Source organism: Microbacterium sp. Marseille-Q6965 (assembly GCF_946151065.1).
Classification (GTDB): domain Bacteria; phylum Actinomycetota; class Actinomycetes; order Actinomycetales; family Microbacteriaceae; genus Microbacterium.
In genome coordinates this window covers 35853-62636 of the sequence record NZ_CAMGZA010000002.1, presented here as the reverse complement: position 1 = coordinate 62636, position 26784 = coordinate 35853, and the positions used below count along the sequence as shown (strand labels likewise).

The following is a 26784-nucleotide window of genomic DNA, read 5'->3' as shown; positions in this document are numbered from 1 at the left end:
GAGCCGAGGGACGTGTCGGGAGGCGACCGGGTGGCGGCGACGGCCGCCACCCGGTCGTTTCGTGCTCCGATCAGCCGTTGACGGCCGCGGCGATGTCGTCGGACATCTTCTGCCACAGCTGCGCCGGGTCGCCCTCCCCCTTGACGATCGCCGTCTCGGTCACGCCCCAGAACTCCCAGACCGCGCCCATCTCCGGAATGCTCGGCATGGGCACCGCCTGCGCGCCGACCTGACCGAACCCGGCGACGATGGGGTCGTCCGCCACGGCGGCCTCGAACGCCGCGGTGAGGGCCGGCGCACGACCGCCGACCTCGTACAGCGCGGTCTGCACCTCCTCCGATCCGACGTAGTTGGTGAGGAAGTTCGTCGCGGCCACGACGTTCTCGCTCTTGGCGCTCAGGAAGAAGCCCTGCACGCCGACGAACGGCTGCGCCGGGTTGGGGCCGGGAGCCGGGATCGGGTCGACGGCCACGTCGAGCCCCGCCTCCTGCGCGGACGGCACGTTCCAGGGGCCGGTGAGGAAGAAGGGGGCCTTGCCGGCGTTGAAGTTCTCGCGCGCGAGGTCGCCGTCGATGTTGGGGTTGAACACGCCCGCGGCGCCCTGCTGCGCGAGCCAGGCCGCGAAGGCCTTGCCGCCGTCGTTGCCGATCTGCAGGTCGTCCGCGTTGTAGGTGCCGTCGGCGTTGGTGCCGAACACGGGTGCACCGAACGAGGTCTGGAACGGGTACAGGTGGTACGGGTCGCCCGCGGCGGGGTCGAGACCGACGAGCACCTTGTACTCCGTGCCCGCGGCGTCGGCCATCTGCACCATCTCGTCGAACGTGGCGGGCGCCTCCGGGGCGAGGGCGGTGTTGCGCACGAGCGCGATGTTCTCGATCGAGTACGGGACGCCGTAGACCTTGCCGTCGTAGGTCCAGGCGTCGGTGGCCACCTTCTCGAACTCCGCCGCCTTGTCGCCGAGCTCGATGGGGGCGACGACACCGTTGGTCACGAGCGTGCCCAGCCAGTCGTGCGCGCCCACCGCGATGTCGGGCCCCTTGCCGGTGGGAACCTGCGCGACGAACTGGTCGCGGATCTCACCGAAGTCCTTCTGGACGAGGTCGACCTTCACGCCCGTCTCGTCCTGGAACGCCTCCGCGGCGTCCTTCAGCACGGTGGCGCGATCGGCGTCGACCCAGACCGTGAGGGTGGAGGTCGCCTCGCCGCCGCCGTCCGAGGGCGCGTCGCCGGACTGCCCGCTGGAGCAGCCCGTCAGGCCCAGCGCCGCCACGACCGCGAAAGCCGCGATGCCGCGGCCCTTGGTGATCACCTTCATTGGTGTGCCCTTCTGATTCGGCCCGGCGCCGTCGCCGGATTCTGCAAGCGGTTACAGCGTGACATGCGCAAACCGGATGCGCAAACGTCTGCTCGGGCCGAAACCGCGTCGATATGGATCCGTGATCCGCCCGGGTGCGAGCAACTTGCCTGCAAGCGTTTCCAGAAATCCGGCCATTCCCCTAGAGTGCACGCATGACTTCCGAATGGTGGCGCACCGCCGTGATCTACCAGATCTACCCGCGCTCGTTCGCCGACGCGAACGGCGACGGGGTCGGCGACCTGCCGGGCGTGACCTCCCGCCTGGATGCACTGAGGGACCTCGGCATCGACGCGATCTGGCTCTCGCCGTTCATGACGTCGCCCCAGAAGGACGCCGGGTACGACGTGGCGGACTACTGCGACGTCGACCCCCTGTTCGGCACGCTCGCGGATTTCGACGACATGCTGGCGGCGGCGCACGAGCGCGGCATCCGGGTGATCGTGGACCTCGTCCCGAATCACTCCTCGGACCAGCACCCGTGGTTCCAGGCCGCGCTCGCCGCGGCCCCCGGCAGCCGCGAGCGCGCGCGCTACATGTTCCGCGACGGCAAGGGCGAGCACGGTGAGCTGCCGCCGAACAACTGGCAGTCGGTGTTCGGCGGCCCTGCCTGGACGCGCGTCACGGAGGCCGATGGCCGGCCCGGTCAGTGGTACCTGCACCTGTTCGACTCCTCGCAGCCCGACTTCGACTGGGCGAACGAGGAGGTGCGCGAGGAGTTCCGCCGCATCCTGCGCTTCTGGCTCGACCGCGGCGTCGACGGCTTCCGCGTGGACGTGGCACACGGCCTCGTCAAGCACGACGAGCTGCCCGACTACATGCCGCCGGAGGACACCGACTCGATGGGCGGCAACGAGCCGGTGCCGTACTGGGGGCAGGAGGGCGTGCACGAGATCTACCGGGACTGGCACCGCCTGCTCGCCGAGTACCCCGGCGACCGCGCGCTCTGCGCCGAGGCATGGATGCCCACCGCCGAGGAGACCGCGCTGTGGGTGCGCCCGGACGAGATGCACCAGGCGTTCAACTTCCCATACCTCATGGCCGACTGGGACGCCGCGCAGCTGCGCGAGGTGATCGACGAGTCGTTCCGCGCCTTCGGCGGCGTGGGCGCGCCGACCACCTGGGTGCTGTCGAATCACGACGTCATCCGGCACGCGTCCCGGCTCGCGCTGGGCGCCGACCACCCGCAGGGGCACGGCATCGGCCCGGCCTCGCCCGGCAAGCCCGACCCCGTCGTCGGTCTGCGCCGCGCCCGCGCCGCCACCACGCTGATGCTCGCGCTGCCCGGATCGGCGTACCTGTACCAGGGTGAGGAACTGGGACTGCCCGAGGTCATCGACCTCCCCGACGAGGCCCGACAGGACCCCACCTGGTTCCGCACCGACGGCGAACGCTACGGGCGCGACGGCTGCCGCGTTCCGATTCCGTGGGAGGGGCAGGCTCCGGCGTACGGCTTCAGCACGACGGGCGCCTCGTGGCTGCCGCAGCCGCCCGAGTGGGCGCGGCTGGCGCGCGACGCGCAGGCGCCCGACCCCGACTCGACCCTGAGCCTGTACCGGGAGCTGCTGCGCCTGCGCGGCGAGCAGGACCTGGGCGACGGACGATTCGAGTGGGTCGACAGCGCCCCGGAGGGCGCCCTCGCCTTCCGCAATGGAGCCGTCACCGTCATCGCCAACCTCGGCGCCTCCCCCGTGCCGGTGCCGGAGGGCCTCCGCGTGCTCATCGGCAGCGGGCCGGTCGAGGGCGAGATCCCGACCGACACCGCCGCCTGGCTCGTCCGCGCGTGACGATCGGGACGGGCCGGGGCGTGAGCATCGCCGAGGTGGCGCGACTGGCGGGGGTGTCCACCGCCACCGTCTCGCGCGCCCTGTCCGGGCGCGGCCACGTGTCCGAGGCCGCCCGCGAGCGGGTGCTCCAGGCAGCGCGCGAGCTCGGGTACGTCGTCTCCCAGGCGGCGTCGAGCCTCGCCAGCGGCCGCACCCGCAACGTGGGCATCGTGCTGCCGTTCCTCGGACGGTGGTACTTCTCCTCGGTACTGGAGGGCGCGCAGCAGCGGCTCATGCACGCCGGCTACGACGTGACCCTCTACAACCTCGCCGGGCACGACGGCGAGCGGGCGATGGTGTTCGAGCAGTTCCTGCTGCGCCAGCGGGTCGACGCCGTGATCGCCGTGGCGCTCGAGCTCACCGACGCCGAGCTCGGCAGCCTGCGCGCCATCGGCAAGCCGCACGTCGGTGTGGGAGGCCCCATTCCGGGGGTGCCCACGCTCATGATCGACGACGTCGCCGTGGCCCGGCTCGCCACGGAGCACCTCATCGGCCTGGACCACCGCCGCATCGGCATCATCGGTGGCGACCGCGCGTCGGACCTCGACTTCCACATGCCCGACAAGAGACTGCGCGGCTGGCAGCAGGCTCTCGCGGACGCGGGGCTCGATCCGGAACCGGGCCTCATCGCGCAGGCGGACTTCACGGTGCAGGGCGGTTACGCCGCGGCCAAGCAGCTGCTCGGGGCGCCGCGGCGTGATCGGCCGACGGCGATCTTCGCCGCCTCCGACGAGATGGCGTTCGGCGCGATGCTCGCGGCCCGCGACCTCGGCCTCGACGTGCCGGGCGACGTCTCGATCGCCGGCGTGGACGATCACGACCTGGCCGAGTTCTTCGGCCTGACGACCGTCGCGCAGTTCCCGCGCACGCAGGGAGCCCGGGCGGTCGACATCCTGCTGATGCAGCTCGAGCCGAGCGTCGACGAGGCCGCGCCCGCCGACACCCCGCTGCCGTACGAGCTGCGCGTGCGGCGCTCGACCGCGCGGCCCCGCACCTGACGCAATCCGCCGCGGCGCGCGTGCTCGGCCGCGACTGCTAGGCTCGATACAGCGCCGCGTTCTCCGTGGCGCCTCGTCGTGCCTTCATCGAGCGCCCTCTGCGCTCTGCGACTGCCGCGGCGAACGGACCGGCGATTCCGCCGCGTTCGCCATCCTTCCGCCGCGTGCTCGCGTCCGCTCCCTCGGACCGTCGTGCGCGCCGCGCGGATCATCCGAAAGAGAATCCATGACCTCTGCGACCACGCAGACCCCCACCTTCGCCGACCTCGGCGTGCCCGCCCGCCTCGTCGACGTGCTCGTCGCCGAAGGGCGCCCCACCCCCTTCCCCATCCAGCAGGCCACGCTGCCCTCGACCCTCGCCGGTCGCGACGTGCTCGGGCGCGGCAAGACCGGATCGGGCAAGACGCTCGCCTTCGCGATCCCGCTCGTCGCCCGGCTGGCCGCTCTCGGTGCCGAGCGCCGCGCCGGCGCGCCCACGGGCCTCGTCCTGGCCCCCACCCGTGAGCTGGCCACGCAGATCGCCCGCGTCGTCGAGCCCCTCGCCCAGGCGCAGGGCCTCAAGACCACGACGATCTTCGGCGGCGTCTCGCAGCGCCCGCAGGAGAGCGCGCTGCGCGGTGGGGTCGACATCGTCGTCGCCTGCCCCGGCCGCCTCGAGGACCTCATCTCGCAGAAGATCGTGCGCCTCGACCGCGTCGCCGTGACGGTGCTCGACGAGGCCGATCACATGGCCGACCTCGGCTTCCTGCCGGGCGTGACGCGCCTGCTGTCGCAGACGCCCGCGGGCGGGCAGCGCATGTTCTTCTCCGCGACGCTCGACAACGGCATCGACAAGCTCGTGACGCGCTTCCTGAGCAACCCGGTGCACCATGCGATCGACTCCGCGGAGTCGCCGGTGCCGGACATGACGCACCACGTCTTCGAGGTGGAGGCCGAGGCCAAGAACGACCTCGTCTTCGCTCTCGCTTCGGGAGCCGCCCGGCGCATCCTGTTCACCCGCACCAAGCACCAGGCCAAGAAGCTGGCCCGCCAGCTGACGGCCAAGGGCATCCCGGCCGTCGACCTGCACGGCAACCTGTCGCAGAACGCGCGCGACCGCAACCTCGCCGACTTCGCCTCCGGCGCGGTGCGCGTGCTCGTCGCCACCGACGTCGCGGCTCGCGGCGTGCACGTGGACGGCATCGAGCTGGTCGTGCACGTCGATCCGCCCGCCGAGCACAAGGCATACCTGCACCGCAGCGGCCGCACGGCCCGTGCCGGGTCCTCCGGTGACGTCGTGACGATCATGCTCCCTGCCCAGCGCCGCGACACGAGGGATCTGCTGCGTCGAGCGGCGATCTCGGTGCAGCCTCAGGCGGTCACCCCGTCCCACCCGGCGGTCGTCTCGCTCATCGGCGAGGTCGCCCCGCACGTCGCCCCCGGTGCGGGCCTGCCCGGCGCGGGCAACGCGCCGGCGCCCGGTGCCACGGGCGGCGGACAGTCGCAGGGCGCCAACGCCCGCCGCAAGCGCGCCGCGCGCTCGGGCGACGTCGCCTCTCAGACGCCGCGGGAGGGCGGTTCCGGCCGCTCGGGCTCCCGCCGCCGCCGCGGCGGATCCGGTCAGGGCTCCGCCGGCGCCGGCCAGGGCCAGCGCCGCACCGGCCAGGGTGCCGGCGGCAGGTCGGGTGCCCCCGCGGTGTACAGCACGTCGTCGGGGTCGTCCGCGCCGCGCACCAACCGACGCGCTCAGGGCTGAGCCGAACCGGCGCGAGCCGAAGGTGCGGGCTGACGGCCCTCGCCTTCGGCTCGCTCGTTCCGGCCGGGCGAGCGCCGCCAGGCGAGGCCGGCCGGAACAGCAGGCTCTGCAGGCTCAGCCGGCGGTGGAGGCGCGGACGATGAGCTCGGGCTCGAACAGGACGTCGCGCGGCTCGGTGGCCGCGCCCGTCGTCTCCTCGCGCAGAATGCGCATGGCCGTCTCGCCGATCAGGCGGCTGGGCTGGCGCACCGACGAGAAGGGCACGATGGCGGACGACGCGAAGTCGATGTCGTCGTAGCCGATGAGCGCGACGTCGCGAGGCACCCTCACCGAGCCGTCCATGACGAACGCCTGCAGCGCGCCCGTGGCGAGCAGATCATTGGCGGCGAACACCGCGTCGGGACGGTCCCGCGCGGGGCGCGCCAAGATCTCCTGCGCGGCAGCCCTGCCCTCCAGCACGGAGAGCGACGGCCGCGTGACGATCTCGAGCTGCGCGCCGGCGGCCTCCGCGATCGCGGCCCTCGCTCCCGCGAGACGGTCGGCGACCTGGCGCAGCGTCTGGGGTCCCCCGACGTAGACGATGCGCCGGCGGCCGGTCTCGACGAGGTGCCGGGCGGCGAGATAGCCGCCGCGCACGTCGTCGACGGCCACCGACGACAGCCCGGACCCCGGGGCGGCGCGATCGACGAGGACCACCGGGATTCCGTTGTCGCGCAACCGCAGCAGCATGTCGAACCGCTCGGCGATGGGTGAGATGAGCACCCCCGACACGCGCTGCTGCTCGAACAGTTCGAGATACCCCGCCTCGCGCTCGGGCCGCTCGTCGCTGTTGCCCACAAGGACGGCGAGCCCGTGAGCCGCTGCCTCCTCTTCGGCACCGCGGGAGACTTCGGCGAAGAAGGGATTGGCGGAATCGAGGACGACGAGGCCGATGCTGCGACTGCGGCCGGCACGCAGTTGCCGCGCGGCGTCGTTGCGCACGTAGCCGAGCTCTGCGATCGCCTCGCGGACGCGCTCCACGGTGGTCGCCGACACCGCGTCGGGGCGGTTGAGCACGTTCGACACCGTCCCGACCGACACCCCGGCGCGCGCCGCGACGTCGCGGATGCTGACGACCATCGCCACCTCCCGAACTCGCACCCTACCGCGCGTGATCCCGCGCGAATGAATCGACTCATCCCGCCCCCCCACACCGAGGGCCGGCTCCTGAGGGCTCCGAGCCCTCAGACCGCGAAGTCGAACGCGTAGCGACCGGAGGCGGCCGTGAACGTCACCCCTCCGGGAACGCTCCGCACGTCGTCGACCCCGTCGGCGCGGGGCAGCGGGACGCCGCCCTCGGTCACGTCGGCAACGGCCGGCAGCGTCACCTCGGCCACGACACCGGGCGGCACCTCCAGGTCGAAGCGCGCGCGATCCCCGTCGCGGCGCCACGCCGTCGCGACGCGTCCGCGTGCGGTCTCGTGCGACGCGGCCACGCTCGTCAGCGTGCCCCCGAGCTGCGGCGCCACGCGGAGCCGCCCGTACGCCACCGAATCCTCGGTCTGGTCGATGCCGGCCACGTGCCGGTAGAGCCACTCGCCCACGGACCCCAGGGAGTAGTGGTTGAAGGAGTTCATCTCCACCGACTGGAAGCCGGCGTGCTCCGTCCAGCCGTCCCAGCGCTCCCAGATGGTCGTGGCCCCGTGCCGCACGGAGTACAGCCACGACGGATAACGGTCCGTCTCCAACAGGGCGAACGCCAGATCGCTGCGGCCGATCTCGGTGAGCACGGGGCACAGCAGCGCGACGCCGACGAAGCCCGTCGTGAGCAGCCCGTCATGCGCCTCGATCGTGCGGACGAGGTGATCCGCGAACACGCGCCGCTCCCGTTCGGGGACGAGCCCGAACGCGAGGGCGAGGAGGTAGACCGTCTGGGTGTCTCCCTCGATCCGCCCGTCGTCGGCGATGAACGCCTCTCGGAAGCGCTGCTTGATGCGCGTGGCGAGATCTCCGTAACGCTCGGCGTCCTCGGCGCGCCCCAGCGTCTCTGCCGCGCGGGCGGTGAGTTCGGCGGAGCGGGCGAAGAAGGCCGTGGCCAGCACCGGGCGCGGGGTCTCGGCATCGATCTGCAGCCAATCGCCGTAGTGGTTGCCCACCCGGTGGACCCAGATCAGGTCGGGATTGTGACGCTCCACGAAGTCGACCCACCTCGTCATCGAGTCGTAGGAGTCACCGAGCAGCCGGCGGTCGCCGTAGACCCGGTACAGGTGCCATGGCATGATCGTGCCCGCGTCGGCCCACGCCGGTGCGCCGTCGCGGCGGAAGAACGCGGTCACGGCCGGCGCGACGTCGCGGAACGCTCCCTCGGCCGTCTGCGCGTGGCGGACGTCGTGCAGCCAGCGCGTGAAGAAGGACGCGACGTCGGCGTTGAGAGCGGCCGTGGGCAGGAACACCTGAGCATCGGCCATCCACCCCAGCCGCTCGTCGCGCTGGGGGCAGTCGGTCGGCACCCCCACGAAGTTCCCGCGCTGGCCCCACCGGATGTTGGAGATGAGCCGGTTCACGTCATCGCTCGAGGTCTCGATCGAGCCGACGAACGGCGTGTCGGAGTGGATCACGACCGCGACGACGGATGACGGATCCGGGGCCTCGTCCAGGCCGGACACCTCGACATAGCGGAACCCGTGAAACGTGAAGCGCGGCTCGAACACGTCGTGCCCCTCGCCCGCCGAGACGTAGACGTCGCGCGCCTCGGCCGTGCGCAGGTTGGCCGTATAGAGCCGGCCGTCCTCCAGCATCTCGCCGTGGCGCAGGGTCACCTGGTGCCCCCGGGAGAGCGCGCCGAGCCCGATGCGCACCCGACCCACGAGATTCTGACCGAAGTCGACGACCCACCGCCCGTCGGGATCGCGGGAGACGTCGACGGCGGCGACCTCCTCGGTGACCCGGATCGGCTCATCCACCTGAGCGACCAGACGCGACAGGTCGTCCCCGAACTCCGCCGCCGGCGCCCAACGGGCGTCGTCGTAGCCGGGCTCCGTCCAGGCGCCGAGGGCCCGGCGTCGGTCGACGGACTCGCCCATCAGCATGTCGGTGTAGCGGATCTCACCGGCGGACTCCCGCCAGGATCCGTCGGTGACGATCACCGCCTCCGAGCCGTCCTCGTGCTCCACGACGAGCATCGCCCATGCCTCCGGATCCACACCCCAATGGTTGCCCTGCCGGCGCGAGTCGAAGCCGACGTACCCCGAGTACCAGCCGTCGGCCAGCACGATCCCGAGCGCGTTGGCCCCCTGGCGCAAGGCGGCGGTGACGTCGTAGGTCTGGTACTGGATCCGGTCGTCGTAGTCGGTCCAGCCCGGCGCGAGCTCGTGGTCGCCGACCCGCGCGCCGTTGAGGTGCAGCTCGTAGACACCGCGGGCGGTGGCGTAGACGCGTGCCCGCGAGACCGGCGAGGCGACCTCGAACTCGCGGCGCAGATGCGCCGCCGGGGGGATGTGGCGCACCTTCGCCGTGATGCCGTCGTCCACGGGCGGATCCTGCACCGCGTCGGGGTCGTCCGCGTTGACGTCGCGCCCGATCCACCGCCCGCGCATCTCCGCGGGATCGAGCAGCCCCGTCTCGAACCATGCCGACACCGGCTCGGCCGCCTCGCCCGCAGCATCGAACACCTCGAGGGTCCAGTCGTACCGCGTGCGCGGGGCGAGGGTGCCGCCGAACTCCACGCCGGTGCCGTCACCGGACTCGACCCGGCCGGTGTCCCAGACGATGTCCTCTCCGACGCGGGCCGTGATCCGATAGGCGGCCGGGGCGACGCCGCGGGCGGACGGATCGGCCGATCGCAGTCGCCAGGAGAGTCTGGGCGCACGCACGTCGATCCCCAGCGGGTCACGGCGGTGCTCGGTGCGCAGGTCGTAGGGCTGCAGCGGTGTCGTCATCGACGGTCCTTCGTCTTCGAAGCACGGGCGCGGGGTTGCCGACGGCGGCGAATCGGCACGGGCCGAATCGATTCAATCCGTCGGTCACGATCACGCTACAGCACGCCCTCCGCGCCAATGCAGGTCTTGACGCCTCGGTCGTGGCCGTCTACGTTGAGTCACCAGCCCGAGCTTTGAATCGATTTAGCGCGCCGCACCCGGCGCCACCCCGCTGCGACGAGGAGGTCGTACGAGGCTATGACGTCGACCGTCACGCTGATCACCCCACCGCGGCGCCGGCCACCGGCCGGCGCCCTGGCACGCGCCAGAAACCGCCTCTGGCTGTTCCTGCTGCCCGCCGCCGCCTTCTACGTCTTCGTCGTGCTCTGGCCGAGCATCCAGGGCGCGGGCCTCGCCTTCACCGACTGGGACGGCCTCGGCAGCGAGCGGGACTTCATCGGCATCGGCAACTTCGAACGCCTGTGGAACGACCCCAAGGCGGCCGGCGCGATCGGGCGCACCCTCCTCATCGCGCTCACCGTCACGGTGGTGCAGAACCTCATCGGGCTGCTGCTCGCGCTCGGCGTCCACAGCCGCATCAAGAGCCGCAACGTGCTGCGCGTCCTGCTGTTCGCCCCGGCGATCATCACCCCGGTGGCCACGTCCTACCTGTGGCAGAACCTGTACTCCCCGCGCGGAGCGATCAACGAGCTCTTCGAGGCCGTCGGGCTCGGGGCGATCGCGCCCGACTGGCTCGGCGATTCAGAGGTCGCACTGTGGGCGATCTGCATCGTCGTCATCTGGCAGTACGCCGGGTACTCGATGGTCATCTTCCTCGCCAACCTGCAGGGCATCCCCGACGAGATCATCGAGGCATCGCACCTGGACGGGGCCGGACCCGTTCGCCGGTTCTGGAGCGTCGTGCGGCCAGAGCTGGCACCCTCGATCACGATCAACCTGATGCTGTCCATCATCGGCGGCCTGAAGCTGTTCGACCAGGTGTGGGTCATGACCGGCGGCGGCCCGGGCGGGGCGACCGAGACGATGTCGACCCTGCTGTACAAGAACGCGTTCCAGCTCGGCGACTTCGCCTACGGCATCGCGATCGCCCTCGTGCTGACCGTGATCGTCGCGGTGCTCTCGAGCATCCAGTACGCGGGCCTGATCCGCCAGAACGGGAGGTGAGCCGTGCTGAATCGCTACACCTGGCGCACCGGCGTGCTCGAGATCGTGATGATCGCGGTCGCCATCGTCTTCTTCATCCCCGTCTATGTGCTGCTGAACCTGTCCTTCCGCGAGTCCAACGACCCGGCCGGGCCTCTTGCGTTGCCGTCCACGTTCACCCTGCAGAACTACGCCGACGCCTGGGTGCAGGGACATCTCGGAAACGCCCTCGTCAACAGCGCGGTCGTGACCGTGGTCAGCGTGCTGGGACTGGTCGTGTGCGCCTCGTTGGCCGCATACCCGCTCGCGCGCGTGGGCCGCGGGTGGTCGAAGGCGCTCTATTTCACGTTCCTCGTGGGCCTGCTGCTTCCGTTCCAGCTCGCGCTCATCCCGCTGTACACGACCATGCGGGACATCGGGCTGCTCGGGTCGGTCTGGGGGCTCGTCCTCTATTACGTCGGCCTGCAGATGCCTTTCTCGATCTTCCTGTACACGGGCTTCCTGCGGGTGGTGCCCCTCGAGTACGAGGAAGCCGCGGCGATCGACGGCGCGGGCGCGCTCGGCACCTTCTGGCGGATCGTGTTCCCGCTGCTGCGTCCGATCACCGGGACCGTCGTCATCCTCAACGTGGTCACCATCTGGAACGACTTCCTCACACCGCTGCTGTACCTGTCGGGAAGCGGGCAGCAGACGATCCCCGTGACGCTGTACAGCTTCGTCGGTCAGTACGTCTCGCAGTGGAACCTCGTGTTCGCGGGGCTGGTGATCAGCATCGCGCCCATCCTCATCGTCTACTTCATCCTCCAGAAGACCGTCATCCAGGGCTTCGCCAGCGGTCTGAAGGGCTGATCGTCCCGCCGCGCGTGCGGGCTCATCCATCCACAAAGGAGCAGGAAATGCGCTACAGAGTCGTAGGCACCGCCCTCGTCGGGCTGTTGGCGGTGGGCATGGTCGCCGGTTGCAGCAACGACACGACGGGCGGCGGGAACGGAGGTTCGGGCGACGCCCTCACCTTCGCGTCGGTCACGAGCGACAAGCCGGCCGCCGAGGCCGTGGCCGCGGCCTTCACCGAGGAGACCGGCATCGAGATCACCCTCACCACCGCCGACACGGACGACTACCAGACCACTCTGCGCACGCAGTTGTCGAGCGGCACGGCGCCGGACGTGTTCTTCGTGTGGCCCGGCGACGGCAACCCGATGGCGCTGCAGGTGGTCGCGGAGGCGGGTCTGGTCGAGGACCTCAGCGACATGGACTTCGTCGAGAAGATCCCGGAGGCGTACCGCGTGCTGAGCGATTTCGAGGACGGCACGTATGTCGCCCCCGTCAGCTCGGCCGGCATCGGGGCCGCCTACAACCTCACCGTCATGGAGGAGGTCGGCCTGGAGGTGCCGCAGACGTGGACCGAGGTGCTCACGCTCTGCGCCGACGCGCAGGCGGCGGGCAAGGCCGCGTTCGCGCTGGCCGGCCAGACGCCGTGGCAGGTGCAGCTCATCCCTTACGCCCTCACCCCCACGCTCGTATACGGGCCGAACCCCGACTTCGCACAACAGATGGCAGACGGCGAGGCGACCTTCGCCGACTCCGAGTGGACGACCGCGTTCGAGAAGTACATCGAGATGAACGAGGCGGGCTGCTTCCAGGACAGCGCCCTCGGCACGGGATATGAGGACGCGCTGGACCTCGTCGCAAAGGGAGAGGCGCTCGCCTCGGTGCAGGTGAACGCCTCGGTCGAGATGATCCGCCAGGGTGCGCCGGAGGGCACCGAACTGCGGCTCGAGCCGCTGCCCGCCACGGACGACCCCGCCGAGACCCGGATGGCGGCGGCGATGGGCGCCGGCTACTCGATCAACGTCGGCACGGAGAAGGGCGAGCAGGCGCGCCAGTTCATCGAGTTCCTGACCTCCGAGGAGGGGCAGCGGCTCTACGCCGACTCGATCGCGGGCATCCCGGCGCTCGACCCCGAGTACGAGGTGGATCCGGCGCTCGAGCCGCTCATGACGTACATGGCCGAGGGCAAGACCGATCCGTTCATGGATCAGCTGTGGCCGAACCCGAACGTGCAGCAGGTGCACCTCGAGGTCGATCAGCAGCTGCTCGCCGGCGACATCACCGTGGAGGAGGCGCTGGCTCGCATGGACGAGGCATACGCGGCGGGCTGAGCAGCCCACGACGCGGGGCGGCGGGCCACGGGTCCGCCGCCCCGTCTGCGCAGCGGCTTCGGGCGCGCGCCTGCGGCGCTCCGCGGGGCCCCGCCGGGCCGCGGAGCTCGCGGAAGGCCGTCGTGCTCCGCACTGCGCGCCGACCCGCGGGGGTAGCCTCGAGGCGGGCGGACGCACGTTCGCTCGGGAGGATGCACGTGGGCAGCAGGCAGGACATCGGCTTCGCCGCGGTGGCACGGCTCGCCGGCGTCTCCCCCGGCACGGTCTCGAACGCGCTGAACCGCCCGGAGAAGGTCGCGGCCGCGACGCGCGCCCGCATCCTCGCCGCGATCGAGGAGCTCGACTTCGTGCCGAACCGCGCCGCCTCGGCGCTGCGGCTGGGAACGAGCCGCCTCATCGGGCTCGTGGTTCCCGAGATCACCAACCCCTTTTACGCGGCCATCGCGAGCGCCGTCACCGAGGAGGCCGCGCGTCTCGGCTACGTCGTGGCGCTGTGCGTCAGCCACGACGACGCCGATCGGGAACTCGCCTGGTTCGACACCCTCGCCGAGCAGCGCGCCGCCGGCGTGCTCGTCGTGCCTCGCGGCGCCGACCGCGACCGGCTGAGGAGACTGCGGATGGTGGGCGCGCGCCTCGTACTCGTGGATCGCGTCACCGAGCCCGAGGAGGGGTGCTCGGTGGCGGTCGACGACGTCGCGGGCGGGCGCATCGCCGTCGAGCATCTCGTGACGAGCGGGATCCGCGACCTCGTCATCGTCAACGGCGATCCGGAGATCCCCCAGTGCCGCGATCGCAGCCGCGGCGCGTACGAGGCCGCCGCTGCCGCCGGCGTCGCCATCCGCGAGCTGGTGCTCCCCGAGATGACGACAGCGGCCGGAGCCGCGGCCGGGCGTGCGCTCGCCCAGGCGCCGCCCCGCGGGGTTTTCTGCGCCAACGACCTCATCGCCGTCGGTGTCGTCCGGTCCCTCGTGGACGCGGGGGTGCGGGTGCCCGACGACGTCACGGTCGTCGGCTACGGCGACCTGGAGGTCGCTGAGCTCGCGCGGGTGCCGCTCACGACGGTCGAGCAGCCGAAGGACCGGGTGGGGCGGGCCGCCGTCGATGCGCTCGTGGCGGAGCTGACGGGTGGCGACGCCCACGAGCACAAGGCGTCGGTGTTTCCACCGCGACTCATCGTGCGGCGTTCGGCACCCTGACGCCGCTCACGTCGTCTCCAGCACGACGGGCCCGTGGAGGCCCGAGCCCAACTGAGAGGGGAACACCCACGCCGTCGGGGTGGACTCGTACAGGAACGGCGCCAGGGTGTTGTTGACCGTCACGCCGATCCGCAGGGGTCCGCGCCGGTCGCCCAGGTCGACGCGGAACGGCGCACAGAACAGGTCGGCGACAACGTCACCGTCGACCTCGACCCGCACGCTGCCCCGCACCCGACCGAGGTCGAGCCAGGCGTGTGCGGCGTCGCCGGGCACGACCACGTGCGCGGTGTACCGCACCCCTCCCGACCACGAGCCGAGGCCGATGTCGCGCCAGTCCCCCAGCGTGATCGGGGCGGCGACCGTGCGGACGCGCACGGGCCCGGCCAGTGCGGATCCGCCTCGCAGGAAGGCCGTCTCGTCGGTGACAAGCTCCACCGTCGCGGGGCGCGGGAGCGGCCCCTGTGGGCGGATGCGTCCGTCTTCCAGGGGCACGTCTCGTCCGTCGATCGTGGCGCGTGCGGCGATCCGCAGCGGCACCTCGATCTCCACCGCCCCCGCGGGGACCCGGAACCGGAGGCGCTGCGGCGCCGGTACGGGGTCGTCGGTGGCGTGAAACTCCGGCACCGTGCGTCCGAGCGCCGGAGCGCCACGCAACCACTCGACGCCCGGGAGCGGGTGGGGCCTGAGCGCCGCGTGCGTCGAGGCCGGCTCGTCCCAATGCCCGAGATGCTCGACCGATTCGGCGTTCTTGCCGGCCGCCTCGACCGACCAGCCCGAGCCGCTCACGAGCGACACCGGTCCACGCGCAGTCGTGGCCACGAGGTCGACGAACACCACGTCGCCGACACCGACGCTCTCGGCCTCCACGGTCACCCGGTGCGCCCCGAGCGGCAACCGATCCGCCACCTCGTGCGCGAAGTACGCCGGGGCGGGTCCCCACTCCGACTCGTAGTATTCGACCTTCGCCTGCCGCGCCACGACGACGTCGTCGATCGCGATCGTCACCCCCACCGCGGCGCCGACGACCAGCCGCGCCTTCACGGCGTCGGCCGGCAGGTGCACGTCGGCGCTGTAGCGGACGGATCCGTCGGGGCGCAGACCCTCGGGCGGGCGCATGAACTCCGGCCGAGGGGGGAAGGACCCGGGCTGAGCGAGCGTGAAGTAGCTTCTGAGCGGCTCCTCGTCGGTCGCAACGCCGCGCCCGTTGCGGTTCGCACCGAGGCGGTACTCCAGCACGTTGACGCGACGGCGGGCGTCGACGCGGACCCGCACCGTGTTGGCAGGGGACCGCGCGACCTGCTGACCGTTCCACCACACCGCCTTCTCGGCACCCGCGCCCACGACGAGTTCCGCGTCCCCGCTTAGATCGGACGCGACGAGCGCCCGCACGACGGCGACCTCCCCCTCCTTCGGTGAGGGAACACACACGAACTCCTCGGGCACGAGTCCCTTGTTGCCGAGCGTGCCGCGCCCCGGCTTCGCCATGCCCCGGCTGCTCGACCAGACGGCGGTCTCGCCCGACTCTGCGAGCGCGCGACGGCCAGCGAGGATGTCCCGCACCTCGTGGGGACGGATGGGGTCCGGCGCCGCCTCGGCGGGAACCGGCCCGAGGACGCGCGCGCGATCGCCGTACGTCGCCTTCGCGTGCGACCACGGCTGGGCGCCGTCCCGCCACTCGAACGACCAGATCTGCACCGCAGCGACGTCGGTGTCGGCCGGCAGCGCGAGGTCTCCCCAGGTGTTGTCGAGGGTGGGAATCAGCTCACCGGTCCACCCGTCGATCGGCACGGAGGTGCGGCAGGCCTCGCGAGGGGTCGCGATGGGGCGCTCGGCGGCCCGATCAGCGGCACCGGGGGCCGGGGTGGCCGCGCTTCCCCGGGGCGCCTCCTCCGCTTCGGTCCAGGCGACGAGGACGCCCGGGGACCCTCCCGTCTCGAAGCTCAGCGTGCTGCCATCCGCGTCATGCACGATGCGCGGGACCCAGCGCCTCCCCGACGCCGGGTCGAACACCTCGGCCGCGACCACCCGGGCCCGCACGCGCACGGCCCGCCGTCGGGCATAGCGCGCCGGATCGAACGTCTCATCCGCCCAGGGCGATCCTGTCGCGTCGGTGCGACGCGGCCCGCTCGCGCTCGGGAACGTTCCCGTGACGAGCGCGACCGCCTCCCTCCCGTCACGGCGAACGAGGAGCGGAACGTCGCTCACGGCGTGTCCGGCCAGCCCGCCCAGTGCGCGCGCCGCTTCGTCCGCGTCCCGATGATGCTCGAGCCGCGGATGCGCGGCGAGCGCGGCGACCACGGAGTCATCGCCGCCGAGTCCCGCCGCCATTGCCGGGCCCGTTCCCACGGCGAGCACGCGCCCGCCCGCGTCGAGCAACTCGACGAGGCGGCGCGCCGTGGCCTCCTCGAGCACCGCCGCGGCCGGCAGCACGACCGCCCGGTAGCGCTGCGCCGAGACACGGATGGCGGACCCCTGGAGCGGCTCGCGTGTGATCGAATCGTCGTCGATCACGTCGAACGCCACGCATCGCCGGTCCAGCGCGCCCACCCGCGTTCGGAACCAGTTGTTCGAGCCCACGAGGTCCAGGTATGTCTCCTGGGCGGCGTCGGTCCCGGCATATGCGTCGCCCCCGACCTTGCCGTCGCCGAAGTGGTCCACCGGCAGGTCGAGCGCCAGCCCGGCCTGCGCCGTGGCGGTGGGGTGCAGCACCGCCACCTCGGCGTCGTACGTCCCCCACGACATCATCGACGCGATGCGCGCCACGGCACGTGAGAACGCCGGATACTGCTGCCAGTACGGCTGGCGCCAGTCGGTGGAGGGAGGCGCCCATTCGAACCACCCTCCCGCGGTGCCGAAGTACGTCGCGTGCGGGTTGTAGAGGTTCGCGCCGCTTCGCAGGAAGGGCATGAGCCAGTCGTACGTGTCCTCGAGGGTGCCGCCCCATCCACTGGAGTGGAAGGACTCGATCCAGACCCGCGGATGGTCATACAGGTGCGCCATCGACGAGTGCACCTTCGCGTCGCCCTCGTGGTCGCTGCCGACGGCCCCGTACCAGCGGTGCGTGCGGAAGTAGTCGGTGTACAACTGCGTGCCCTGGGTGGGGTACCCCGCGCGCGCGGGGTTCGACTGGTCCGCGCCGATCAGCATGCCACGCTCGGCATGCCAGCGCCCGATCGGCCGGAAGAACGCCTCCTCGGCGAGGGCGGCGCGCACCGCGTAGTAGTCGCCACGCACCTTCCGCTCCGTCGTCGACGTGCCCCCGAACAGCGCCGGAAGATGGTCGAGCAGGTCGTAACCCCGGCGCGCGCGGAACTCCTCGGCGAACCGCGCCGTCCAGGCGTTCGTCGCCGGCGCCTCGTCCTGAAAGCTGCCGGCGATCACCGTGCCGAGCCGATCACGCACGCGCCTGTCGTACTCGCCGTGAACGCGGTCGAGCAGGAGCGCGACAGCCTCGGGGGCGAGGTAATCGAAAGCGGTCGGCACGGCCGTGACCAGTTGCAGCACGGCCCCGTCGCGCCCGCCGTGGACGCGGCCGTCCGGCGTCGCTTCCAGGCGCCGGCCGGCCGCGTCGTACACGGCGACGAGGTGTTCGTTGCCCGCGAGTGCCACCCGTCCGCCGTGCCGGGCGACGCGTCGGAACCGGAGGGACCGGCCGGCCGCCTCCGGGTGCTCGTTCACGATTCGACCCTGCAGATTCGCGCCCGAGAACCCGATCTGGTCGTAGAACCAGATGCGCATGTCCCGCTCGGCGGCGATGTCGCAGGTCTGCTCGAATCGCTCCCACCACATCTCCCCGAACCAGGGGGGATCATCGGCGAGCGCCCCGAACAGCGGCCCGGCGGGTGCAAGGTTGATGACGACGAGGTTGTGGATGCCCCCCTCGTCGTAGCGTGCCATCTGCCACGCCAGCCGCTCGGGAGTGACGGCGGCTCCGGACCACCACCACAGCGGCGTCGGCCCGAACTCGCGGGGAGGGTCGTCGAACAGGGCGCGCAGATGGGGTGACGTCATCGACGGCTCGTTCCTCCTTGAACGCCGCGCCCGCCGGCGGAACCGGTGGCGATTGTAAAATCGATTTAATCGCTCTATCGTCACTCTACGGCCACCGAGCCGGGCCGTCCACACCGGCGTGGGACGAGGGCAGGACGAGGCACGCGACGTGTGCGCGCGCCACGCTCGGTGCCCGCCCGCAACCGACGCAGTGAAGGAGACGAGGACGTCCCGTGAAGACCACCACCGAGCCCGGACCGCTCGCCGCGCACCCGGCGATGCCCGCCGTCCCGAAAGGAACGGCCTCCCCCGACACCCCCGAGGCGAGGCACCGATGAACGAGAGCCTGCGTGAGGTGAGCCCCCTCCTGCCACCGCGCCCACGCCGCAGGCCACGGATCGGGCTCGTGGCGGGGGGCCTGGGGACGTACTGGCCACAGTTCCCCGGGCTGCTCCCCCAACTTCAGGAGTCGGCGCGCTACGTGTCCGAGCGGTTCCGCGGCATGGACGCCGACGTGACCGACGTCGGCTTCATCTCCGACGCTCCCGAGGGCGCCGCGGCCGCGGAGAGGCTGCGGCAGGCGGACTGCGATCTCATCGTGCTGTTCCTGACGACGTACCTCACCTCATCGATGGTGCTGCCCATCGCGCAACGCGCGAACAGCCCCGTGCTGGTCATCGACCTGCAGCCCACGGAGAGGATGGACCACGCCTCCTTCGACACCGGCGCCTGGCTCGCCTACTGCGGCCAGTGCCCCGTGCCGGAGGTCGGGAACGTCTTTCGCCGGGCCGGCATCCCGTTCCGATCCGTGTCCGGCTGGCTGCGGCAGGAGTCGGCGTGGAAGCGCATCGAGCAGTGGATCAATGCCGCGCACATCCGGGCCGCGTTGCGGCACGCACGCCACGGGCTCATGGGGCACCTCTACCCCGGCATGCTCGACGTCTCGACCGACCTCACGCTGCTGCCGACGACGTTCGGCTCGCACGTCGAGGTGCTGGAGTTTGACGACCTGCGGGTGCGCGTCGAGCAGGTGACCGACGCGCAGACGCGAGAGCGGATGGCGCTCGCGCGGGAGATCTTCAGGGTCGACGGATCGGTGAACGAGGACGACTTCGCGTGGGGCGCGAGAGTGTCGGTGGGCCTCGACCACCTCGTGGACGACTTCGCGCTCGACACGCTCGCGTACTACCACCGCGGTCTGGACGGCGAGCAGCACGAACGTCTCGGCGCCGGAATGATCCTGGGCGCCTCGCTGCTGACCGCCCGGGGCATCCCGGCGACGGGCGAGTACGAGCTGCGCACGACCGTGGCGCAGTTGGCGACGCAGGTGATCGGCGCGGGCGGTTCGTTCTGCGAGATCCAGGCACTGGACTTCGAGGACGGCGTCGTGGAGATGGGGCACGACGGGCCGGCGCACCTGACCGTGGCGAGCCGCGATCCGCTGCTGCGGGGCCTGGGGGTTTACCACGGAAAGCGGGGCTGGGGAGTCAGCGTCGAGTTCGATGTGCGCCATGGCCCCGTGACGCTGCTGGGTCTCGGGCAGGATCGCGACGGCTCCCTCGCGTTCGTGGCGTCCGAGGGCACGGTCGTGCCGGGACCGCTGCTAAAGATCGGCAACACGACGAGCCGCGTGGACTTCGGCCGGGATCCCGGCGAATGGGTCGACCAGTGGTCGGCGACCGGGGTTGGCCACCACTGGTCGCTGTCACTCGGCAGTCGCGCCGGCGACTACCGCGCCGCGGCTTCGCTCCTCGGCATCGACTTCCGCACCGTGTAGCGCCGGGCCCGGCGCCGCGCCGCGGCCCTTGACACCGCCTCGCGGTCGGGCCAGGGTAGCATTAGCACTGAATCGATTCACCGTCGCTTCCTCGAAGGCGATGCGGCGTTGTGAAACGATTCATGGCCGAGAGAGGACTCGACGATGAGCCAACGCATCTGCTTCACCCTGCGGGTCGACCCGGCACGGGTCGACGACTACATCGCACGGCACCACCCGGTCTGGCCGGAGATGCTGGAGGAGATTGCCGCCTCGGGTCGCCGCTGCTACTCGATCTTCCACCTCGGGGGCGGCCACCTCGTCGGCTTCTACGAGACCGACGACGACGCCGCCTCGCGGGAATATCTCGCGCGCAGCGAAGTCGCGGCGCGCTGGGAGGCCTCGGTCGCCGACTTCTTCATCGGGCTCACGGGACGCCCCGATCAAGACGCCGCGGCCCTCCCCGAGGTGTTCCACCTGGAATCGCAGCTCGCCGCCGCCCGCGGCCTGACGTCGACAGGCGCCTGACGCCCAGACCCCGCGGCGCCCGCGCCGCATGACCGAGAAAGGCGACTCACCGTGAGCACGCACCCCACCCTCGCTCCCGAGGCCCTGTCGGCCCTCGAGAAGCAGTCGATCGAGCTGCCCTCGTGGGCCTTCGGCAATTCCGGCACCCGCTTCAAGGTGTTCGCCACCCCGGGCACGCCCCGCGATCCGTTCGAGAAGATCTCCGATGCCGCACAGGTGCACCGCCTCACCGGGCTCGCTCCCACCGTCGCGCTGCACATCCCGTGGGACTTGTGTGATTTCTCCGCGTTGCGGCGGCACGCCGAGGACGAGGGCGTGCGCCTCGGGACCATCAACTCGAACACGTTCCAGGACGACGATTACAAGTTCGGCGCGCTCACACACGAGGATGCCGCGGTGCGCCGCAAGGCCATCGACCACCACTTCGCCTGCATCGACGTCATGCACGAGACCGGGTCGCGCGACCTGAAGATCTGGCTCGCGGAGGGCTCGAACTATCCCGGCCAGGCGGACATGCGTGGCCGACAGGATCGGCTGCACGAGTCGCTGCAGGAGATTTACGACCGGCTCGGAGACGAGCAGCGCCTCGTTCTCGAGTACAAGTTCTTCGAACCGGCGTTCTACCACACCGATGTCCCCGACTGGGGTACGTCGTACACCCAGGTGACGGCCCTCGGGGAGCGGGCGATGGTGTGCCTCGACACCGGGCACCACGCCCCCGGCACGAACATCGAGTTCATCGTGATGCAGTTGCTGCGCCTCGGCAGGCTCGGCTCCTTCGACTTCAACAGCCGCTTCTACGCCGATGACGACCTCATCGTCGGCGCCGCCGATCCCTTTCAGCTCTTCCGGATCATCTTCGAGGTCATCCGCGGCGGCGGTCTGAACAACCCCGACGTGGCGTTCATGCTCGACCAGTGCCACAACGTGGAGAACAAGATCCTCGGTCAGATCCGCTCGGTGCTGAACGTGCAGGAGATGACGGCCCGCGCGCTGCTCGTCGACCAGGAGGCGCTGCGCGCGGCGCAGGTGGCCGGTGATCCGCTGGCCGCCAACGCCGTCTTCATGGACGCCTTCTACACCGACGTGCGCCCCTCCCTCGCTGAGTGGCGCGCGGCCCGCGGCCTGCCGGCCGATCCCATGAAGGCCCAGATCGAGTCGGGCTACCAGCAGCGGATCGAGAACGAGCGCGTCGGCGGCCAGCAGGCCGGCTGGGGCGCGTGAGACACCGCCGACACAAGGAAGAGGACATGACGAACCCCGCCGTTGAGGCCCTCATCGCACGGAGCAACCGCCTCGGCTCTGATCCGAAGAACACGAACTACGCCGGGGGGAACACCTCGGCGAAGGGCACGGACACCGACCCCGTCACGGGTGAGCCCGTCGAGCTGCTGTGGGTGAAGGGCTCCGGCGGCGACCTCGGCACCCTCACCGAGGCGGGCCTGGCGGCGCTACGCCTCGACCGCATGCGGGCGCTCGTGGACGTGTACCCCGGCATCGAACGCGAGGACGAGATGGTCGCCGCGTTCGACTACTGCCTCCACGGCAAGGGCGGGGCCGCCCCCTCGATCGACACGGCCATGCACGGGCTCGTGGACGCGGCGCACGTCGACCACCTCCACCCCGACAGCGGCATCGCGATCGCGACGGCCGCCGACGGCGAGGAGCTGACGCGCACCATCTTCGGCGAGAAGGTCGTGTGGGTGCCGTGGCGCCGACCCGGCTTCCAGCTCGGCCTCGACATCGCCGAGATCAAGAAGCAGAACCCCCAGGCGATCGGCACGATCCTCGGCGGGCACGGCATCACGGCGTGGGGCGAGACGAGCGAGGAGAGCGAGCGCAACTCGCTCTGGATCATCGAGACCGCGCAGAGATACATCGACGAGCACGGCAAGGCCGAGCCGTTCGGGGGCGTGCGCTCCGGCTTCGAGGCGCTGCCCGAGCCAGAGCGCCGCGCCAAGGCGGCCGCTCTGGCCGCGACGATCCGTGGGCTGGCAAGCCACGACAAGCCGATGGTCGGCCAGTTCACGGATGCCGACGTCGTGCTCGAGTTCCTCGCGTCCGAGAAGGCGCCCGCACTGGCCGAGCTCGGCACGAGCTGCCCCGACCACTTCCTGAGGACCAAGGTCAAGCCGATGCTGCTCGACCTGCCGGCGTCGGCGTCCGTGGAGGACTCGATCGCGCGGCTGAAGGAGCTGCACGAGCAGTACCGGGCCGACTACGCCGCCTACTACGAGCGCTACGCCGACGAAAGCTCTCCGGCCATGCGCGGCGCCGATCCGCTCATCGTGCTCGTGCCGGGCGTGGGCATGTTCAGCTACGGCGCCAACAAGCAGACCGCGCGGGTGGCCGGCGAGTTCTACGTCAACGCCATCAACGTGATGCGCGGCGCCGAGGCTCTCTCGACGTACCAGCCCATCCCCGAGTCGGAGAAGTTCCGCATCGAGTACTGGGCGCTCGAGGAGGCCAAGCTGCAGCGCATGCCGAAGCCGAAGACGCACCAGGGCCGCATCGCGTTCGTGACCGGCGCCGCCAGCGGCATCGGCAAGGCGATCGCCACGCGCCTGGCGAAGGAGGGCGCGTGCGTCGTCGTCGCCGACCTCGACCTGGAGAAGGCCCAGGCCGTGGCCGCCGAGCTCGGCTCGGCCGATGTCGCCATCGGCGTCGCGGCGAACGTCGCCGACGCCGCCGGCGTGCAGGCGGCGATCGATGCGACGCTCCTGGCCTTCGGCGGCATCGACCTCGTCGTGAACAACGCCGGGCTGTCGCTGTCGAAGCCGCTGCTGGAGACCACCGAGAAGGACTGGGATCTGCAGCACGACGTCATGGCGAAGGGCTCGTTCCTCGTCTCCAAGGCGGCCGCGAAGCCGCTCATCGAGCAGGGCATGGGCGGCGACATCGTGTACATCTCGTCGAAGAACTCCGTCTTCGCCGGGCCGAACAACATCGCGTACTCCGCGACCAAGGCCGACCAGGCGCACCAAGTGCGTCTGCTGGCGGTCGAGCTCGGCGAGCACGGCGTGCGTGTGAACGGCATCAACCCCGACGGCGTCGTGCGCGGATCGGGCATCTTCGCCTCGGGCTGGGGCGCGAACCGCGCCGCGACCTACGGGGTGAAGGAGGAGGAACTCGGGCAGTTCTACGCCAACCGCACGATCCTCAAGCGCGAGGTCGTGCCCGAGAACGTCGCCGACGCCGTGTACGTGCTCACGGGGCCGGAGCTCAGCCGCACGACGGGTCTGCACATCCCCGTGGACTCGGGCGTGGCCCAGGCGTTCCTGCGATGAGCGTTCCGACGACGCTCGCCCTCGCGGTCTGGACAACGAAGGAAGATCGGGTGCGCCGCATCCGCGCGCGTGCCGTATTCCTGCGCCCCGCGGCGGCAGGGCCGACGAGTCTCCTTCGGTGTGCAGAGCGGCGGTGCGCGCAGCGGCGCCGTGCTGCTGCGCTCGCACAGCAGGGGGAACCGTCGTGAGCGGTTCGGGCGCCGTCGCGGCGGTCGACCTCGGGGCGACCAGCGGGCGCGTGATCGTGGGCCGGTTCGACGGGGCGTCGATCGGTATGGAGACGGTGGGGCGTTTCCCGAACGCCCCCGTGCGCACCCCGAGCGGGCTGCACTGGGACCTCATCGCGCTGTACCGCGGCGCGCTGGACGGGCTGAAGGCGGCCTTCACGAGCGAGCCGGAGATCCGGTCGATCGGCGTGGACTCCTGGGCGGTGGACTACGCCCTGATGCGGGGCGACCGCATGCTCGGAACGCCCTTCCACTACCGCGACGAGCGCACCGCGCATGGTGTCGAGATCGTGCACGCCGAGGCGCCGTTCGAGGAGCTCTACCGGCGCAACGGCCTGCAGTTCCTTCCGTTCAACACGCTGTACCAGCTGGCGTGCGAGCGTGAGACGGGGCTGCTCGGGCTCGCCGACGGCATGCTCCTCGTGCCCGATCTGTTCGCGTGGCTGCTCACGGGCGCGCGCACCGCCGAGCGCACGAACGCGTCCACGACGGGACTGCTCGATGTGCGCACCCGCGAGTGGGACACCGAGCTCGCTGAGCGCATCGGCGTCCCGCGCGCGATCCTGCCGCAGCTCGTCGACCCCGGTGCGCGCATCGGCACCCTGCTGCCCCATGTGTCGGCCGAGGTGGGTGGCGACGCCCCCGTCGTCGCCGTCGGCTCGCACGACACGGCATCGGCGGTCGTCGCCGTGCCGATGCGTGCCGACCGCGCCGCGTACATCTCGTGCGGCACGTGGGGCCTGGTCGGGGTCGAGACCGAGCACCCGGTGCTGTCGGACGCGGCCCGCGAGGCGAACTTCACGAACGAGGGCGGCGTGGACGGCCGCGTCCGCTTCCTGCACAACGTGATGGGACTGTGGCTGCTCAGCGAGTCGGTGCGCGCGTGGGAGGCCGAGGACGGCGCCGCGCTCGACCTGCCTGCCCTGCTGCGCGCGGCGGCGGATGTCGATGAGAGCGTTCCGGTCTTCGACGCCAACGATCCCGTGTTCATGCCCCCGGGCGACATGCCGGCGCGGATCTCGGAGTGGTTCCGGGACCGCGGCGAGCGCGTGCCCGCCACACGGGCCGCGATGGCCCGGTCCATCGTCGAGAGCCTCGCGCAGGCGTTCGCCGACGCGGTGCAGAAGGCCTCGCACCTGTCGGGCGTGCCCGTCGAGACCATCCACATCGTCGGCGGCGGGGCGCTGAACGAGCTGCTCTGCCAGCGCATCGCAGACCGGTCCGGTCTCGAGGTGCTCGCCGGGCCGGTCGAGGCGACGGCCCTGGGTAACCTGCTCGTGCAGGCACGCGCCTCGGGTCTCGTCTCCGGATCGCTCGAGAGCCTCCGCCACACCGTTTCCCGCTCCCACCCGCCGCGCCGCTTCGCGCCGCGCGCCCGTTCCTGAAGGCTTGCCGATGGTCACCCGACAGTTCCCCCGCCCGGCCGACGTGTTCGAGCTCATGAGGTTCCGGCGTCCCGACCTGAACGCCCGCCGGCGCCGCCTGGATGCGGCCCTCACGATCGGCGATCTGCGCGCCATCGCCAAGCGCCGCACCCCGGCCGCCGCATTCGACTACACCGACGGCGCCGCCGAGGGCGAGATCTCGCTGGCTCGCGCCCGACAGGCCTTCGAGGACATCGAGTTCCACCCGGACGTGCTGCGCCCCGCGGAGAACGTCGACACGAGCACCGAGATCCTCGGCGGCCCGTCGGCGCTGCCCTTCGGCATCGCCCCCACGGGGTTCACCCGCCTCATGCAGACGGAGGGCGAGGCCGCGGGCGCAGGAGCGGCGGGCGCCGCAGGGATCCCCTTCACGCTCTCGACGCTCGGGACCACCTCCATCGAGGGCGTGAAGGCCGCGAACCCGAACGGTCGCAACTGGTTCCAGTTGTACGTGATGCGCGATCGCGAGGTCTCCTACGGCCTGGCGCGTCGTGCCGCCGAGGCCGGCTTCGACACCCTGCAGTTCACCGTCGACACGCCGATCGCCGGCGCCCGCCTGCGAGACAAGCGCAACGGATTCTCGATCCCGCCGCAGCTCACCCTCGGCACGATCGTGAACGCCATCCCCCGCCCATGGTGGTGGTTCGACTTCCTCACCACGCCGAAGCTCGAGTTCGCGTCGCTGTCGACGACGGGCGGGACCGTGGGCGAGCTGCTGAACGCGGCGATGGATCCGACCATCAGCTACGAGGACCTCGACGTCATCCGCGGCATGTGGCCGGGAAAGATCGTCATCAAGGGCGTGCAGAACGTGGCCGACGCCAAGCGCCTCGTCGACCTCGGGGTGGACGGGATCATCCTCTCCAACCACGGCGGGCGCCAGCTCGACCGCGCCCCCGTGCCATTCCACCTGCTGCCGCACGTCGTGAAGGAGGTCGGTCGCGACACGACCGTGATGATCGACACCGGCATCATGAACGGCGCCGACATCGTCGCTTCCATCGCGCTGGGGGCGAAGTTCACGCTCATCGGGCGCGCCTACCTCTACGGCCTCATGGCCGGCGGTCGCGCCGGCGTGGACCGTGCCATCGACATCCTGCGTACCGAGATCGTCCGCACGATGGCGCTGCTGGGGGTCTCATCCCTCGCCGAGCTCGAGCCGCGGCACGTCACCCAGCTGTCGCGCCTGCAGCCGCTGCCCCGGCCCTGACGCGGAACGGGCCGGCCGTTCCGAGGAACGA

General features: G+C 71.3%; 17 protein-coding genes. 13 read left to right on the top strand and 4 right to left on the bottom strand.

What is annotated here, in order from left to right; all coding sequences use genetic code 11:
* Window positions 1-70: 70 nt before the first annotated feature.
* Window positions 71-1315: a maltose ABC transporter substrate-binding protein gene (locus tag N8N77_RS06755; protein ID WP_261165722.1), complete on the bottom strand. Its 1245-nt coding sequence runs from the start codon at window positions 1313-1315 to the stop codon at window positions 71-73.
* A gap of 194 nt (window positions 1316-1509) precedes the next feature.
* On the opposite strand from N8N77_RS06755, the gene N8N77_RS06750 reads away from it, so the two are divergent.
* From N8N77_RS06750 to N8N77_RS06740, 3 genes are all read left to right on the top strand, one after another.
* A complete protein-coding gene (locus N8N77_RS06750) occupies window positions 1510-3141 on the top strand; it encodes a glycoside hydrolase family 13 protein (protein WP_261165720.1) in 1632 nt (543 codons plus the stop codon).
* A gap of 20 nt (window positions 3142-3161) precedes the next feature.
* Entirely contained in the window at window positions 3162-4178 is a 1017-nt protein-coding gene (locus N8N77_RS06745) for a LacI family DNA-binding transcriptional regulator (RefSeq protein WP_261165718.1), read from the top strand.
* 226 nt (window positions 4179-4404) lie between these two features.
* Window positions 4405-5913: a DEAD/DEAH box helicase gene (locus tag N8N77_RS06740; RefSeq protein WP_261165716.1), complete on the top strand. Its 1509-nt coding sequence runs from the start codon at window positions 4405-4407 to the stop codon at window positions 5911-5913.
* 114 nt (window positions 5914-6027) lie between these two features.
* On the opposite strand, the gene N8N77_RS06735 is transcribed toward N8N77_RS06740, so the two are convergent.
* Both N8N77_RS06735 and N8N77_RS06730 read right to left on the bottom strand, forming a co-directional pair.
* Window positions 6028-7032: a LacI family DNA-binding transcriptional regulator gene (locus N8N77_RS06735; RefSeq protein ID WP_261165714.1), complete on the bottom strand. Its 1005-nt coding sequence runs from the start codon at window positions 7030-7032 to the stop codon at window positions 6028-6030.
* 104 nt (window positions 7033-7136) lie between these two features.
* Window positions 7137-9830, bottom strand: a complete 2694-nt coding sequence (locus N8N77_RS06730; RefSeq protein WP_261165713.1) for an alpha-L-rhamnosidase — start codon at window positions 9828-9830, stop codon at window positions 7137-7139.
* A gap of 237 nt (window positions 9831-10067) precedes the next feature.
* On the opposite strand from N8N77_RS06730, the gene N8N77_RS06725 reads away from it, so the two are divergent.
* The 4 genes from N8N77_RS06725 to N8N77_RS06710 all read left to right on the top strand — a co-directional run bounded on the left by N8N77_RS06725 (window position 10068) and on the right by N8N77_RS06710 (window position 14331).
* Window positions 10068-10994, top strand: a complete 927-nt coding sequence (locus N8N77_RS06725) for a carbohydrate ABC transporter permease (RefSeq protein ID WP_261165711.1) — start codon at window positions 10068-10070, stop codon at window positions 10992-10994.
* 3 nt (window positions 10995-10997) lie between these two features.
* On the top strand, window positions 10998-11822 hold the full coding sequence (locus tag N8N77_RS06720; protein WP_261165709.1) for a carbohydrate ABC transporter permease: 825 nt from the start codon (window positions 10998-11000) through the stop codon (window positions 11820-11822).
* A 47-nt stretch (window positions 11823-11869) separates the two neighbouring features.
* A complete protein-coding gene (locus N8N77_RS06715; protein WP_261165707.1) occupies window positions 11870-13135 on the top strand; it encodes an ABC transporter substrate-binding protein in 1266 nt (421 codons plus the stop codon).
* A gap of 197 nt (window positions 13136-13332) precedes the next feature.
* Window positions 13333-14331 (top strand): LacI family DNA-binding transcriptional regulator, encoded by a 999-nt coding sequence (locus tag N8N77_RS06710; RefSeq protein ID WP_261165706.1) that lies wholly within the window; start codon window positions 13333-13335, stop codon window positions 14329-14331.
* 6 nt (window positions 14332-14337) lie between these two features.
* On the opposite strand, the gene N8N77_RS06705 is transcribed toward N8N77_RS06710, so the two are convergent.
* On the bottom strand, window positions 14338-18342 hold the full coding sequence (locus N8N77_RS06705) for a glycosyl hydrolase (protein WP_261165704.1): 4005 nt from the start codon (window positions 18340-18342) through the stop codon (window positions 14338-14340).
* Window positions 18343-18655: 313 nt separating this feature from the next.
* On the opposite strand from N8N77_RS06705, the gene N8N77_RS06700 reads away from it, so the two are divergent.
* The 6 genes from N8N77_RS06700 (at window position 18656) to N8N77_RS06675 (ending at window position 26753) form a co-directional block, all read left to right on the top strand.
* The gene (locus N8N77_RS06700; protein ID WP_261165702.1) at window positions 18656-20098 is read left to right on the top strand and encodes an L-fucose/L-arabinose isomerase family protein; all 1443 of its coding nucleotides are present in this window, start codon (window positions 18656-18658) and stop codon (window positions 20096-20098) included.
* 144 nt (window positions 20099-20242) lie between these two features.
* A complete protein-coding gene (locus N8N77_RS06695; RefSeq protein ID WP_261165700.1) occupies window positions 20243-20605 on the top strand; it encodes an L-rhamnose mutarotase in 363 nt (120 codons plus the stop codon).
* Between the two features lie 51 nt (window positions 20606-20656).
* Window positions 20657-21829, top strand: a complete 1173-nt coding sequence (gene rhaI / locus N8N77_RS06690; protein WP_261165699.1) for an L-rhamnose isomerase — start codon at window positions 20657-20659, stop codon at window positions 21827-21829.
* Window positions 21830-21855: 26 nt separating this feature from the next.
* The gene (locus tag N8N77_RS06685; RefSeq protein WP_261165698.1) at window positions 21856-23892 is read left to right on the top strand and encodes a bifunctional aldolase/short-chain dehydrogenase; all 2037 of its coding nucleotides are present in this window, start codon (window positions 21856-21858) and stop codon (window positions 23890-23892) included.
* Between the two features lie 184 nt (window positions 23893-24076).
* Entirely contained in the window at window positions 24077-25504 is a 1428-nt protein-coding gene (locus N8N77_RS06680; RefSeq protein WP_261165696.1) for a rhamnulokinase family protein, read from the top strand.
* Window positions 25505-25514: 10 nt separating this feature from the next.
* Entirely contained in the window at window positions 25515-26753 is a 1239-nt protein-coding gene (locus N8N77_RS06675; RefSeq protein WP_261165694.1) for an alpha-hydroxy acid oxidase, read from the top strand.
* Window positions 26754-26784: the final 31 nt, after the last annotated feature.